Annotated in this window: 10 protein-coding genes and 1 tRNA gene; 5 read left to right on the top strand and 6 right to left on the bottom strand. The window is 68.4% G+C overall.

Annotated features, from left to right (window positions below; all coding sequences use genetic code 11):
• Positions 1-97: 97 nt before the first annotated feature.
• The gene (locus OHA34_RS21115) at positions 98-835 is read right to left on the bottom strand and encodes a hypothetical protein (protein WP_329518657.1); all 738 of its coding nucleotides are present in this window, start codon (positions 833-835) and stop codon (positions 98-100) included.
• A 128-nt stretch (positions 836-963) separates the two neighbouring features.
• Positions 964-2,301, bottom strand: coding sequence for a M20/M25/M40 family metallo-hydrolase (locus tag OHA34_RS21120; protein WP_285939988.1), 1,338 nt, complete (start codon positions 2,299-2,301; stop codon positions 964-966).
• A gap of 82 nt (positions 2,302-2,383) precedes the next feature.
• On the opposite strand from OHA34_RS21120, the gene OHA34_RS21125 reads away from it, so the two are divergent.
• A tRNA-Leu gene (locus OHA34_RS21125) sits at positions 2,384-2,469 on the top strand.
• Between the two features lie 174 nt (positions 2,470-2,643).
• Complete coding sequence (locus OHA34_RS21130; RefSeq protein WP_285939987.1) at positions 2,644-2,877, top strand: DUF397 domain-containing protein; 234 nt, start codon at positions 2,644-2,646, stop codon at positions 2,875-2,877.
• Positions 2,878-3,120: 243 nt separating this feature from the next.
• Here OHA34_RS21130 and OHA34_RS21135 read toward each other — a convergent pair whose 3' ends face one another.
• On the bottom strand, positions 3,121-5,418 hold the full coding sequence (locus OHA34_RS21135; RefSeq protein ID WP_329518658.1) for an NACHT domain-containing protein: 2,298 nt from the start codon (positions 5,416-5,418) through the stop codon (positions 3,121-3,123).
• A 286-nt stretch (positions 5,419-5,704) separates the two neighbouring features.
• Here OHA34_RS21135 and OHA34_RS21140 point away from each other — a divergent pair, with 286 nt between their 5' ends.
• On the top strand, positions 5,705-6,454 hold the full coding sequence (locus OHA34_RS21140) for an FkbM family methyltransferase (protein WP_285939985.1): 750 nt from the start codon (positions 5,705-5,707) through the stop codon (positions 6,452-6,454).
• Here the strand turns inward: OHA34_RS21140 and OHA34_RS21145 are convergent.
• Entirely contained in the window at positions 6,438-9,899 is a 3,462-nt protein-coding gene (locus OHA34_RS21145; RefSeq protein ID WP_329518659.1) for a hypothetical protein, read from the bottom strand. The two genes, OHA34_RS21140 and OHA34_RS21145, sit on opposite strands and share 17 nt — an antisense overlap.
• Positions 9,900-10,241: 342 nt before the next feature.
• On the opposite strand from OHA34_RS21145, the gene OHA34_RS21150 reads away from it, so the two are divergent.
• On the top strand, positions 10,242-10,457 hold the full coding sequence (locus tag OHA34_RS21150; protein WP_329518660.1) for a hypothetical protein: 216 nt from the start codon (positions 10,242-10,244) through the stop codon (positions 10,455-10,457).
• A gap of 310 nt (positions 10,458-10,767) precedes the next feature.
• Here OHA34_RS21150 and OHA34_RS21155 read toward each other — a convergent pair whose 3' ends face one another.
• Both OHA34_RS21155 and OHA34_RS21160 read right to left on the bottom strand, forming a co-directional pair.
• A complete protein-coding gene (locus OHA34_RS21155) occupies positions 10,768-12,102 on the bottom strand; it encodes a DNA cytosine methyltransferase (protein ID WP_329518661.1) in 1,335 nt (444 codons plus the stop codon).
• 195 nt (positions 12,103-12,297) lie between these two features.
• The gene (locus OHA34_RS21160; RefSeq protein WP_329518662.1) at positions 12,298-12,996 is read right to left on the bottom strand and encodes a hypothetical protein; all 699 of its coding nucleotides are present in this window, start codon (positions 12,994-12,996) and stop codon (positions 12,298-12,300) included.
• A gap of 115 nt (positions 12,997-13,111) precedes the next feature.
• Between OHA34_RS21160 and OHA34_RS21165 the strand changes: the two genes are divergently transcribed.
• Positions 13,112-14,527, top strand: a complete 1,416-nt coding sequence (locus OHA34_RS21165) for a hypothetical protein (RefSeq protein WP_329518663.1) — start codon at positions 13,112-13,114, stop codon at positions 14,525-14,527.
• Positions 14,528-14,549 lie beyond the last annotated feature (22 nt).

Genomic DNA, 14,549 nt, shown 5'->3' on the forward strand with positions numbered 1-14,549 from the left:
AGCGCCGATCTCGTGGGGGCGACGGCCGTCGGGGGACGGCGCGTCTCGGCCTGGACCCGAGCCGCACGGGTCCAGCGCCGGGGTCTGTGATCAGTGATCAGTCAGGGGCGAAGGAGGGCTCGTCCGCGGCGGTGCGGACGGCCGGGGGAACCGCGCCAGGGGCGTGGAGCAGCACCGGCCGAGGCCGGGCTGGGATCCAGGGCCGGCCGGCGGGCAGGCCACTGAGGCCGCCGAGCAGAACAGGCCCGGCGACGGGTCCGGACGCCCCGGCCCGATGCGGATCGGGAGCGGGGACCCGCTCACGGGGAACCGGCGCGGGCCTCGGGGCCGGACGGGCTTGAACACCCTCGGACGCCCCCGGTCGGGCCACGATCGCCGCCAGGCCCTTTCTTGGCGAACGTTCGGCGGACGTCCCGGATCGGGGACGCGCCGGAGCCCGGGAAACACGTCCTGCCCGGACGGGCACCGGCGCGACGGCCCGCACGCGTTTGCGCACGGTCTCCTCAGGGGGTGAGACCGCATGAGGGGCCCCGGCGCCGCCGCTCTCAGGCGGCGGCGCGACCGTGCGGGGCTTCACGACCACACCGCGGATGCCCTTGCGGGCACCGGGCAGGACGACGTTCCGGGCGGCGCGGACCGTGCCGTTCAGCACGGTCGCGCCCTTCACGACATCGGCGGGGGCGGGCTGTTCGGCGGCGCACGCCTGCGCGGCGCCGCCGAGCAGCCAACCCGCCGTGATCAGGCCGACGATCACCAGGATCCGGCGGATCGTCCGGCCGGCGACGGCACGGCGCAGCGGGACGGGCACCACACCCGCGCATGCCGTACCTGCCACTCGACTGCCCTCCGCCACGATCCCCGTCCGCCCCCGGACGGGGACCCAGAGAACGACCCGAGTCGCTCTCTACGGATAGTGACCGTAGCACCACGGATCGCACATGCGACGGTAATCCGTGGAAAACGTCAGGAGCGGTCCAGGAATTGGTCGAGCACCCGCACGCCGAAGTGCAGCCCGTCCACCGGGACGCGCTCGTCGACACCATGGAACATTCCGGAAAAGTCCAATTCTGGGGGGAGTCGCAAGGGCGCAAATCCGTAGCAGCGCATCCCCAGCCGGGCGAACGACTTGCCGTCCGTCCCGCCGCTCAGGCAGTAGGGCACCGGCAGCGCACCGGCGTCCTCCGAGAGCAGCGCGGCCTCCATGGCCTCCACCAGGGCACCCTCGTAGTCGGCCTCAAGCGCCTGGTCATGGTGGACGAACCCACGCTCGACGTCCGGGCCGAGCAGCCCGTCCACGGTCGCGAAGAAGTCGTCCTCGTACCCCGGCAGGAACCGCCCGTCCACCTGGGCGGTCGCGGTCTGCGGAATGACGTTCGCCTTATATCCCGCTTCCAGCACCGACGGGTTCAGGGTGTGCCTCAGCGTCGCCCCGATCATCCGCGCCAGCGGCCCGATCTCGTCGAGGCATTTCTCTGGATCGTCCGGGTCGAACTCCACCCCGTAGGCCAGGCACGCACGCTCGAGAAAGGACCGCACGGTCTTGGTCAACTGCACCGGGAACTCGTGCGACCCCAGCCGCCCGACCGCCGCCGCCAGCGCCGTCACCGCGTTGTCCGGATGCACCATCGACCCGTGCCCGGCGGTCCCCCGCGCGGTCAGGTTCATCCACGCGATGCCCTTCTCCGCCGTCTCGATGAGGTACATCCGCCGATCACCGGGAACCGTCAGGCTGAACCCGCCGACCTCCCCCACGGCCTCGGTGCACCCCTCGAACAGCTCCGGCTTCTCGTCCACGAGCCATCGCGCCCCCCACTTGCCCCCGGCCTCCTCGTCCGCGAGAAAGGCCAGCACGACGTCCCGCGGAGGCTTGCGCCCCTCACGCAGCCGCTTCCGCACGACCGCGAGGATCATCGCGTCCATGTTCTTCATGTCGACGGCCCCGCGCCCCCAGACGCACCCGTCTGCGATCTCTCCCCCGAACGGATCCCGCGTCCAGTCCTCCGCACGGGCCGGCACCACGTCCAGGTGCCCGTGCAGCAACAGCGCGTCCCGGCTCCGGTCCTCGCCCTCGATCCGCGCCACCAGGCTCGCCCGCTTCGGGTGCGACTCGAAGATCTGCGACTCCACCCCCACCTCGGCCAGCTGCTCCGCGACGTACTCCGCCGCCACCCGCTCCCCTGGCCCGGAGTGGTCCCCAGGGTTACTGGTATCGATCCGGATCAGCTCCTGGCAGAGCCGGACGACCTCGTCCTCAGCAGTCACAGTGATCACCTTCACGCCCGGGTTCACGTACCCGACCATGGTGCCCCTCCATCGACTTCGCCGCGAGTCGGGACCTTTGGTATGGTGAACCCGCCGCAGCCGAGCTGCGGCCTGCGACCAAGTCCGGGTGGCGGAATAGGCAGACGCGCTAGCTTGAGGTGCTAGTGCCCTTTACGGGGCATGGGGGTTCAAGTCCCCCCTCGGACACGCACCGACCGCACATGTGGGGGTTCAGGAACGATCTGAACCTCCACTTCGCGTTTCTGCGGGTAGTGCGTCATCGCGAGGCCGAGTTCCTGGAACAGGTCGGCCTCTGCGAGCGAAGGCGCTCGACCCGGACCAGTCCGGCGCCCTGATCACGCAGAAGATCCGGGAAATTACATGATTTCAGCACACGAGATGCACAGCGTGACGGGCGCCGACCTTCCAGGAGTGCGCTGGCGCAAGAGCAGTCCGAGCAACAACGGCGGAAGCTGCGTCGAAGCCGCGACCTTGGGCCGGGCGCATCTGGCCCGCGACTCCAAGGACCCCGCCGGCCCCGTGCTCGCCTTCGCCCCGGCCGAGTGGACGACCTTCATCAAGGCCGCCAAGGCCGGCTCATTCGACCTGAGATAGGCCACGGTAACCGCGCCTCTCACTCACAGACCAGCAGCCCACTCGCCGTGAATGGTCGGCCTTCCCTGGTCTGCGTCGCCGATGCGAGCGCTGTTGCAGCACGTCTAGCATCCGGGTGCCTGTCTGGGCGGCCTCCATCGCCGGGCTGGTGCCGGCAGCGGCTCCGGCCAGCGCCCAGTCGACATCGTTGCCCTGGGGCCGGCCACGAACGGTGCTGGCCTTCGGCGGAACTCTCCCTGACGGCTACCGCCCGGAACCTGCTCGGGCCCTCCTCGAAGGCGGTCGGTCTGGGCGTGCTGTGTCTCCAGGCGCGTGGCTCAGGTGGTTTTGGAGTTCGCGGTGGCGGAATTGGTAGGCGATGCCCGCGGTGCGGATCAGTCCGGCGTCGGTGTAGCACCAGTCCAGGAAACGGCCGAGTCGTAGCGGAAGGCGCCGTCTCATGATGATCAGAAGCATGAAGTAGCGCGCTGCCGCGAGCCCGGCGGGCCTGACTGTGAACCCGACCGCCGCCCAGAGCATGAGCCCAACCATGAGCGCGACCGCGAGCCCGAACGCGATTCCTTCCCCTGCTTCATCAGAGAGCCCGTACGTGAGCCCGGCCGCGAGCCCGACCGCGAGCCCGACCGCGGGCCCGCCCGCGAGGCCAGCCGCGAGCCCGACCCCGAGCCCGCCCGCGAGCCCGCCCGCGAGCCCGCCCGCGAGCCCGCCGACGAGCCCGACCCCGAGCCTGGCTGTGGGCCCGACCGTGTGCCCGGCCTGGAACGCGGCCGCGAACCCGGACACGAACCCGCCCGCAAACCCGGACACGAACCCGACTGTGAACCATCTGATGAGGTCCTTGCGGATGAGGCCACGAGAATCTCTCGCGGTGGTGTTGTCGGAAGGATCGAGTCCGCTCGTGAGCCCGAGCGCGAGCCCGACCGCGAGCCCGTATGCGAGCCCATACGCGAGCCCGACCGCGAGCCCGCCCGCGAGCCCGAACCAGAGCCCGACCGCGAGCCCGACCGCGAGCCCGATGATGCTTTTCCGAAGGCCAGCGCGTGTCTTGAGTCGGGAAAAGTCGATGCGTGTGGGTACGGGCCACCGCTGTCTCCACGCGAAGACCCCTGGGATCAAAACGAAGATCTCGGCGAACCAGACGGCAGGCGGTGATGTGGAAGTAGCGAGCAGCACAGCCAGAAGCGTGGTGATTGGCAGGGCGGTGAGGAGGGTGGTGAGGAGGGTGGTGAGGATGCGGGGGCGGTTGCCGGCGAGTGGCCAGAGTTCGTGTAGGACGATGTCGGTGCCGGACAGGGTGCGGCCGGCGAAGGGTGGTCTGGTGGTGTTGTCGTCAAGGTAGCGGGCCAGGACGGTCAGCCAGGCGTGGACCTGGACGGGCCGGTAGTTGCGGGGGTTGCGTTTGTTGAGGGCAGCCGCGGCGACGGATGCGGGGATGAACTCTTGCAGTAGGTGGCGGTGGATGTCGTCGGCGCTGCCGTAGTCGACCAGGTCTGCGGGGTCGCGCAGGTAGTCGCCGGTGGTGTCGGAGCGCTGTTGGTAGGCGGTGACGGCGAGGGTCAGCCGCCAGGGGGTCGCCAGTGCGTGGGACAGGGGGTGGCCGGGCTGGTTGAGGACGCGCAGGACGGGTTGCCAGCGCGGGAGCTGGTCGTCTCCGGCCGTGGTCACGATGAACTCTGACGCCTGTTCGATGGTGACGGGGACCAGGTCGACACGGGCGGCGTCGCGGGCCTGGGTATGACCGCTGGTCAGGGCCTGGTATTGGCCGGTGCGGCAGGTCAGGATCAGCCCGGCCTTGTGCTGACCGTCCTGGTAGCGGTTGAGTTTCTCCAGTGCGCGGCCCGCGGCGGAGTTGAAGCCGGGCTGGTCGGTGCGGTCCATCTCGTCGAGCCCGTCGATGACCGGCAGTACCTTGTCGTGCCGCACCAGCTCCCGGGCTGTGACCTCACGCAACTCGAACGTTCGGACCAGGTGGTCGATCAGCAGGGCCTCCACCTCCGGCCCCTGATCCCGCCGCCCGGTCTTGGGGTCCTTCAGCCCGGTCCCGGGGTCCCAGCCAGCGGCGGAGATCCGCACCGGGACCGCGGCACCGGGTTTGCGAGTCTCCAGCAATTCCAGGATCAGTTTGATCCCCAGGACGGTTTTCCCGGCGCCGGGCGCACCGGTGATAACCAGCCGCTGCGGATGAAGGGCTTGAAAGTAGGCGGCCACGCCCTTCAGCGTGCCGGCGTCGGCGGCGCCGTCGACCTCGTGTGTGGAGACCAGCGTGAATCTCACGTTGATCGTCCGTGCGGCGGCGCCCAGCAGTTGCAGGAACTGCAGCTCCTCGTTCTTCTTCACCTCCGTAGCCAGACGGTCGGCCCAGGTCGCGGGGTCATATTCGCTGAAACGCAAGGCCCGGTAGGCCAGCGCCCCCGACCAGATCGAGACCGTCAGCGAGACCAGGCCGATGGTTGCCCCCAAAAGATCGGGTTCAGCCGGCTTGAACGTCCCAATGCCCAGGAAGCGCGCCAGTACCGCGACAGCTGTGATCAGAAAGCCCACACACGCCACACCCCACAGGCGGCCCGATCTACGTTCACTCATAAGACAGCAGGATGGTCCCGCCAGCGGCGGCTGTACACACGATTAAGCGAATCGTCATCAAACTCTGAGCTTTCCCCCGTAGCACGGCCACCTGGGGTGAGCTGGGTCAGCCGGTCGGTGGTGAGGTTGCAGGGCAAGAGCTGCGCGATAGGCGCCCACGTCCAGCTTGCTAAAGGCGTGGTGACTCCACGGATGCCTTGACGATTTGGTTGGGGTCAGCGGATCGGCCCGTAGGTTGGCGTGTGTGAGCGGTTATGACTTGATCGCGTACCCGGGCAACGCGGAGGACGTCGTGTTGATGCGCGCCTTCGCTGGCCAAAGGGACGGGTTCTTCGTGGATGTCGGTGCCGGCGAGCCCGTCAGCGGCTCGCTCACCAAGAATCTGGTAAATGGCCTGGGCTGGCAGGGGGTCAACGTCGAGCCGTTGCCTGAGCGCCACGCACGTCTTCAGCAGGCCCGGCCGGGTGACGTCAACCTGCGCGTAGCCGTGGGCGACGAACCGGGGACCGCGAGGTTCTTTCGGGTCATCCCTGGGCGGGGCCAGACGGGCGGCGGCGGCCTCAGCACCCTGCGCAGGGATGTCCTGGAGGGGCATCTTACGAACGGGTGGCGCCATGAGGAACTGCGCGTCGAGGTCGTCACTCTAGAGACGATTCTCGGCGCGCATGCGGAACCGGGCTTCGACCTGCTGAAGGTCGATGTGGAGGGGGCTGAGTCCGCCGTGCTGCGGTCGGCCGACCTGCTGACGTGGCGGCCTCGGGTGATCGTGGTCGAGGCGACCGTCCCGCTGACGACCCGGCCCAGTCACCAGGAGTGGGAGCCTGGTGTCCTCGCGGCCGGGTACCGGCTGGCACTGTTCGACGGCGTCAACCGCTTCTACGCGCGCGACGACGAGGCTGACCTCCGTGAGCGACTCGCAGTGCCCGCGAACGTGCTGGACAACTACATTCCTTACGCGTGTGCCCGCCGGGCCGGGCTTATCGGGCCAGAGTGAGCAGGTCAGGGCGGTGATCGTGCAGCCACCGCGCGATCCACGCCCCGTCGCTTCCGGCAAGCCCAAGGGACGGCGCGTCGATGAGGCGACGCAGCATCATCAGCGGCAGCAGCGCGTTCAGGGCGTCCTGGTCGACCGCGTCCTGGCCGTAGCCGTCGAGAAGAGGGCCGGGTTCTGCGCCGCGCGGCATGTCGACGGCCAGGGACCAGGCGAGGTCGAGCATCGGCGGTGCGGCCTCGGTCGCGCCCGGATCGATCAACCCGGTGAGGACGTCGCCGTCGAACAGCGCGTTGTGACAGACCGCGACGTCGCCATGGATCGCGGTCATCGGGAGCCCTTGGCAGGCTGCATCGAAGTGCTCGGCGATGGCGGGGTAGGCGTCTGGAGCAGTGGTCCGTGCCCAGCCGAGCAGGACTCCCAGCGCGCCGGGATCATCCAGACACTGACCCTCGCCGGGGGGCTGGGAGTGCCATAGCCGAAGCTGGTGGCCCAGTTCCCGCTGCCGTGCGGGCGTCGGGTGGTCCGCGGCAACGCCGGGAAGACGTTCCAGGACGGCCCACCATTCCTCCCCGGTTGTGCCTGCGTCCAGCAGCCGAGGCGCCCGAACGCCTGTTGCCGCGCGCAGTTCCTCGAAGTTGCGGACAGTCTCCAGCCGTTCGTGCCGCCGTCGGCGCACCTTGATGACCGTCCGGACGCCCGGCACGACACCTTCGGTACCGAGCGTCGCCAGCGCGGCGGCCAAGTCGTGCGGGCCGTCGAACGCCAAGCTGGCCAGCGCGCTCCCGATCGCGGCCTCGACGAGCGCGTCGGGCACGCGGCCGGTCAGGATCAGCGCGCTGCGGTCACCGGCGTCCAAAGGTCGGCAGATCGGCGCCCGCAGCCGGGCGAGGACCTGCGACCAGCGATGCCGCGCGGAGTCGGGATCGTCCAACCACTCGATGCTCTCGAAGTCGGCGTCCAGCCCGGCCCACGACCGGGTCACCGGTGCCCAGACGGGCAGGCAGTCCTCACCCAGACGTCGTGCGGTGCGCGCGGCCTGTGCCGTCCGGCCACCGGAGGCGTCCAGCAGAACCTGCAACGCCTCGACGGGCAGCAGTTCACGGGAGGCCCCGAGTTCACCGAACCGGCGCGCCGCCGCCTCCAGCAGTCTGGAGGCCGCGCGGTGTTCGCCGCGCTGCGTCCGCGCCATCGCCTCGGCCATATCGCACTGGGCGAGCCCGATCGGTTCGCCGGCCGAGCTGTTCAACTCATGCGCCCGCGCAAGCAGCGACAGCGTCTGGTCCGGGTCGTACCACATCACCGCCAGCAACAGATGCCGCAGCGCACGCGCCTCCCACAGCGGCGCATTGGCTTGGCGTGCCGCTTGCAACGTTGCCTCGAAAAAGTGGGCCGCCTCGGCGAACCGGGCGTTCTGCAGGTAGGCGTGACCGAGCAGGTCGGCGGCCCGCACCTGATCAGGCCCTGTCTGGGACGCGCCGCCCATCAGCTGTGCGACGGACCGGTAGTCGCTGCGGCGTAGTGCGTTGTCGGCCAGGCCGAACCGCGCGCTCGCGCCGATCAGCGATGCGGGCTCGATGCCGGATAGGTGGTCGGCGGCTTCCTCGACCCGACCGACGATGTGCGCCCGATCCACCAGTTCATGCCGGTAGTAGTCCGCGAACGGGCCGTCCGGTTCACCGACCAACCCGCGCAGCGCCTGGTAACGGTCCTCGGCGTTGACATCTCCACGTGCCGTTAGCCGCGCCACCGCCGTCAGCCGAGCCAGCTCCGGCGAGCCAGGCAGCTCGGGCAGAGACACCATCACCTGCCTGTGCCCAAGGACAGTAAGGCTGTAGGCGATGTCGCCGAGGGACTCCGGCACCAGCCGATGCTCGTCCGCCGCCCGCAGAACAATCAGGAACGCCGCCACGCATCGCCTACTTCGCACGCCCAGCGGCAGCGGATGATCCGCGTCTTCGTCCCAGACCGACAGCGCGGCGCGCGTCAGATGCCCGATCGCGCGCTCGGCATTCCGGGTTCTTTCCGCCTGCGTCCAGCCGTCATCGGTGCCGGCGTCGCATTCGATGACGCTTCGGCGCAGGTTCTCGTTCAGCCGGTACGGCGGCCACACCGTCTCGTCCCGCCGGACGAACGGACGCTGCACGAACCTCTCGATCTGCCGGCGCCGCAGATGCGGGACCATCGCATGAAGGACGTCCTCATCGAACGCCTCCAGCAGCGCCGCGGCCCGCAGCAGATCGCGGTCCTGCGCGGACAGGTCCCGCATCGTCCGCAGCACCAGCTCGGGAAAACCCAGCCCGAACGCACCTGATGGTGGTGCTTCCCCCCTCGCCAGGTACTGCCCGAACAGCCCTGCGGACAGATCGAGGTAGAGCGGTGATCCACCAGAGCCCCCGATGATCCGTTCCCTGATCGCAGGCCCGATCGCCGGGGCCCCGTCCACGGTGAGCCGCACCGTCAGATACGCCTCGGCCGACGCCCGGTCGAACCCGTCCAGCCCGAACTGGTCACCAGCGACCAGACCCGGCCAGCGGAGCTCGCCTCCGTAGGTCAGCGCGACGGCCCTGGCCGGGTCATGCCAGCGCAGCGCGAGCCGTCCGGCCGCGACGAAAACCACATTCGGCATCAAATACACCAGCCGCGACACCAGGTCCTCAAGGCCGCCCCGCTCGGCGGGCAGGCGCTGGACGTTCTCCAACGTGTCCAACACACACACCGCCAACACAGGGTGCTTCCGGCGCACTCGTTCCAGGTCGGCGGCCAGCAGCACCGGCATGTACCCCAGCATCCGATCCGGGTCCTGCTCGCCGAGGATCGGATCGAGCGCGGGCAAGCCGGCCCGCAGCTGCCTCAACCGGGCCTTCTGCGCAGCGGTCCGACCCAGCAGGTTCAACGCCCGATACGCCACCGACACCGCGCCGAAACCACCAAGAAGCTGATCGACGGCGGCGCCGACCTGATCCGCGAGACCCAGCGACTCCGCCGCAGCCTCCTTCCTCAAGAACGCCGTCAGCGATTCACCCGGATGCTTGCGCTGCCAGTAGACGGCCAACGCCACATCGAACGCGGGCCACGACCTCGCCAGCGGCGCGAGCGCCGCGCGCACCCGCAGCAAGACGGCCTCGAAGCTCGAACTGGCAGGATCGGCGAAGTCCAGTACCGCGTGCGCACCACGCCGCGGCAGGCCGTCCAACTTCCCGGACACCGCCAGCTCCGCGACGTGCCGAGCCAGCGTGGACTTACCGATCCCGCCCTCCCCGGACACGGCGATGAGGTTGGGCGCCGGCCGCTGGAAATCCAGCAACTCATCAACCGTCCACGACCGTCCAGCCAGCCGCGCGAACCGATCCTGGAAAGCCCGAATGTGCACTTCCCGGTCAGTGAAGACATGTCGCACTTCGAATGGAGCGCGCGGCCCATAACTGAAGAACTGGTCAACGTCCACCTCGGTACCCGATCACATCCCTTCGGCCATGACAACGCCTCGACGAGTGCCTGGACGCCGCCGGATACTCACCCGGGACCAGCGCCTGCGAGGAGCTTCGTCGCCGACGGCCCCCAGGAGCGCCGACCCCGTCGCCAGGTTCGGTTCGACAGCCGCGTTGAGGAACTCGCCACTCTGATCAGACCGGGTCTCTCACCCGTCCAGGCGCGCTGGCCATCGTGGGGTCTGCGCCGGGGCTCAGCGGCGCCCTCCTGTCGGCCTCGACTGCGGCACACTGGCACGAAGCCCTCGCCGCCTTCAAGCAGCCACCGATCCCGCCTGCGCATCTCCGGAAGATCTGCCATGTTCTCCGAGCCCGATGACCCCACCCAACGCGACCGGATGCACACCGCGTTCACCCAGGCGGCGGCCAACGTGGACGCCACGCCAGAGCCCGCAGCGGCGCACGCCTGGGGGCACAACGGCCGCACGCTCGGCGCTCTGGTCACCACGGTGAACAGCCGAGCCTGGCTCCGCATCGTGGAAGCCCCCCAAGGCAAGCAGGGCGGCAAACTGTGAACCGGAACCGAACAGGCCGCCACAGCCGTCCCCTCAGATGTCCCGCGCCCTCGCCCGCTACGCCACACCGACTGGAGCCACGGCCAGTACGCCTACCGGGCCGAACTCAGCGAATATGAGCTCCCCCGTTTCACGGCCACATGACCTGAGTTGGCTGCGGGCCAACGGGGAAGGACTGGACCAAGACCGCCGACGAACCCCCAACACCGTCCAAAGACTTCATTAACAGGACAATAGGGCCATTCCCGTCTGCAGCGGACTCCAGATCGTGCAGATGCGGCTCACGCGAGAAAGTCGCCCCCGCCTGGACTCAGCTGATCTTGGACCGATGCTGGGCGAACAACTCGTGACGCTGATGGTCCTCCTGGCCGAGGAACGCCTTGAAGCCACCCAGCAGAAACGCGGTTTCGCCGTTTGAGCGCAGATTCTGGATCAGCTCGAAATCGTGCCCGAGGTGGACGAGGCGGCGTTCCACTTCCGGCTGTTCCAGCGGTGTCCCGCTGCCCGCCAGCTTGACGACCATCTGCTCGACCGTCATGGGCCGCTTCCGGCCCCGCAGGATTTTGTAGACCGGGTCGAGGGTGACCTTTGACGCCTCGACGAGCGGGCGCAGGTCGGCTTCCTTGAGGAGAGCCCGCTTGATCGCGACGCCAAGTGCTCTGGCGACCGGCGGAGGAAACGCATTGCCGATCTGCCGGTATCTGGCGGTCTTGCGGCCGAGGAACTCCCATTCGGCGAACTCATCGCCGTGCCAGCCCTGGATGCGGGCGACCATCTCGGTTGTGAGCATCGGGGACACGGCGCCCTCCACCCGCGGGTTCGTCGGCCCGGGGGGATCATCCGCCACTCCCAGGGCGTCGACGCCCATCGCGGCCCAAGCCGCCTTCGCGCGCCTCGGGCCGAGGTCGGCACCGCCGTGCTTCTTCGATCCCCCCACGATGGTGGGGGCTATGCCATCGGCCTGCTTGACCCAGGCGTCCAGCTTCTCTTCGCTCCAGTTGCCCCGGGCCATGAGGTCGCGGAGCAGTTCACCAACGGTGGGCGGGTGTTCGGTGTGCGGTTCCGGCCAGTGGAAGTACTCGGCGTACTCACGCTGAAGTGCGATCAGCACGAAGCGGGGACGGAGTTGGGAGACCCCGAACTGGTCGGCTTGAAGCAGTCTCCATTCGGCTATGTAGCCGTACTCCTGGAGCCTGTCGAGGACGTGCTGGCGGTAGCCCGTGAACCGGTTCCCGCTCAAGCCCTTGACGTTCTCCAGCAGGAGCGCTTTGGGCTTGATCTGCCCGCTCAGCTCGACTGCCCAAGCGAACAGGTCGCGCTCGTCGCTAGCGCCTAGTTGCTTGCCGGCGATACTGAACGGCGGGCAGGGTACGCCTCCGGCCAGCAAGTCCACGTTCTCGTACTCGCGGGGGTTCCAGACCTCGGGGTCAGCTACATCGCCGACACAGACCGCGTCCTCGGCCTCTTTCTCATCATATCCAAGGACATTGACGAGATTGTGACGGAGTGTCCGAGCTGCATGCTCATCCAGCTCGACCGCGAGGCGATGGCGGAAGCCAGCGCGTTCCAAGCCGAGTGACTGGCCGCCGGCACCTGCGCAGATCTCGACGACTTCAAGCGGACTGTCCTCCGCAGCTCCGGACAAGTTGTTCTCCTTCCAGTGCCCCGGGAAGCCGCATGCGGCCTGTGCGGTGTTTGCACTCGCGGGATTCCGCGAATCCCTCCACAGCAGCAGCTCTGGGGCAGGTACTTGCTGACCACGGCGCCAGCCTCGGTGAAGCCGCAGCGACGTGGAATCTTACGGTCCGGGAGGACCTGGGGGCGACATACGCCGCGCTTTCTACCGGAGTTCCTTCTCCAGCTCTGAGAGGATCTCGTTCCGCGCTTCTGCTGGCAGCCGCCGGTATGCCGACCAGACGCGGTCGAGGGGGGTGGAGACGCGGCGCTTGCGCTCCATCCAGCGGGCTAGCCTTCTCCGGTCCGCTGGATCAAGGACCCGGATGTCGGCCGCGACCTCGTCCGCCCTCGCCGGGGCATCCGAGGAGCCCACCCGGCAGCGCTTGCACTCAGTAAGCAGCAGCACCTCCTCGCGACCGTCTGGAAGCACCGTGGTACGGCGGGTCACCGACAGCACGGCTGTCCTGTTGGGGTCGTCCGGGTACTCCTCTCCCCCGGAGATACCGCAGGCGGTGCACAGGAAGTCGTCGCGCTCCAGGACAGCCCTGATCTCTTTGGCTGGCAGGGCATTGCGGGGAGCGGCAGCGCGCCTCTCCTTGGGATCCCAGACGGCCGCGCCGACCTTGGCGAGCCGCTGCTCCTCGGTCGTCAGGCTCGCGTCTTCGGTGTTGGCCAGAATGCCCCAGCCGTAGTCGCGCAGGTCGCGCACGCGGCGGTCGATCTGCGAAACCCCGGGGAAGGCAGCCCGCAACTGCTCTTTGGTGAAGGTGCCGCCCTCCCCTACCTCCTGGACGAGCCAGAGGGCGGCGCGGACCATGCCGCCTGCTTTGAGGTCCGGGTCGTCCCAGGCGGGTGCGTTCACTCTGTGTCCCCTAACCACCAAGCGCTGGCGCTGCACCGGAGCCGGCAGCCGAGGGCGCTTGGTGCCCCGAAGCCCTCGGCGATCGCTACGCTAGTCCATTGGAGGGACAATATTTATGGCTGCAAGTTTTGGCATGCCGCCCGAGGGCGAGACGATCAGGGCGCTCGTCCAAGAGCGCCTGAAGCAGGCTGCGGCCGAGGGCAGCGCCAAGGTGACGGTCGACTGGCGGGACGCCGGGCAGCGGCACCTCTATGTGATCGCTATGCCGGTCAGCATGCTGTACTTCAACCCCGATACCCACCGTGTCCGGGCGCAGCGCACCCTCGACCCTGAACGCAACCGGATCCTGAACGAGCGGCCCTGGAGCGAAGAGGGCCAGGAGTACCTCCGCTACCTGCTGACCCGGGACCCCAAAGACCTGGGCAAGACCGATCCGGACTACACGACGCTCCTCGACGAGCTGGAGCAGTTCGGCCAGCGGGATCCCGGGATCATCAGCCCGAACGGAATCATCGTCGACGGCAACACCCGCTGCGCAGCGCTCCGGGAGCTGGGAAGAGAGCACATCCGCGTCGGTGTCCTGCCCGAGGACACCAGTCGGCACGACATCAACAGGGTCGAGCTCGCTCTGCAGCTCCGCCGCGACAAACGCCGCGACTACTCCTACCTCAACCGGCTCATAGCAGTTGAGGAGGAGCTCGCGGCAGGGCGGAAGCAAGAGGACATCGCCAGAGAGTTCAATATCAAGATCCCGACCCTCCAGCGCGACCGATGGGTCTACGAACTGATCAACGACTCCATCGACCGCAGCCGGACAGGGGGCGGAGCGAGCCTCCGCCTGGTGGACTTCGAAGACCACCAGGAGAAGCTGCGGGAATTGGCGCGCGACTACGCCAAACTGGCTGCGACCGATCCCGACGCAGCCGAACGGCTGAAGGAATCGCGTCTCGCCATGGTTCTCCTCGGCCTCCCTAAGACGACGCTCCGCCTTGCCGAACCAGACTTCTACGAGCGCTACCTCGAGAAGCGGCTCCCCGATTCCCTCCGTTCAGAAGCAGAAGAGAGCGCCGACCCAGTCGGTATCCCCGGGCTCGACGACGTCGTCATCCCCGACGATGCCGCGGACGTCAAAGCCGTCCGCGGTCTCACCGGCAGGCTGCTGCGAGCAGATGCGGCCAGAAGAGCGCCGGACAAGGCCTCACCTGCCGAGATCAATGCAGCGGACATCGTCTTCGCTGCCGCCAAAGACGTATTCGAGACAGCCACGGAGCTTGCTGATAGACACAATCGACTCCGCAAGCGGCAGACCGCCGTCCCAGCACGGGTGACGGACGCGGCGGAGTACATCGACCAGTGCGCTGCCGAGTTCGCTGAATCGAAGGCCAAGCGTGCGCTGGATGAGGACGCCTTCGACGACGCCCTGATCACTCTGCGCGAGAGCCTCGCGCGTCTGGCCAAGCAGGCCGGCCGGGCGTTCACTTCTCCTGGCGACGGCGTCGATTGGCTGCTCAACGCCACCAAGGACCGCTGACAGTGGACGCCGGTGCCGGACT

The organism is Spirillospora sp. NBC_01491, from assembly GCF_036227065.1.
In the GTDB taxonomy this organism is placed as follows: domain Bacteria; phylum Actinomycetota; class Actinomycetes; order Streptosporangiales; family Streptosporangiaceae; genus Spirillospora; species Spirillospora xylanilytica.

Coding starts and splice junctions, on each gene's coding strand:
- OHA34_RS21130 (WP_285939987.1), top strand. CDS start 2,644: ATGATTTCAGCACACGAGATGCACAGCGTGACGGGCGCCGACCTTCCA.
- OHA34_RS21165 (WP_329518663.1), top strand. CDS start 13,112: ATGGCTGCAAGTTTTGGCATGCCGCCCGAGGGCGAGACGATCAGGGCG.
- OHA34_RS21150 (WP_329518660.1), top strand. CDS start 10,242: ATGTTCTCCGAGCCCGATGACCCCACCCAACGCGACCGGATGCACACC.
- OHA34_RS21120 (WP_285939988.1), bottom strand. CDS start 2,301: ATGGTCGGGTACGTGAACCCGGGCGTGAAGGTGATCACTGTGACTGCT.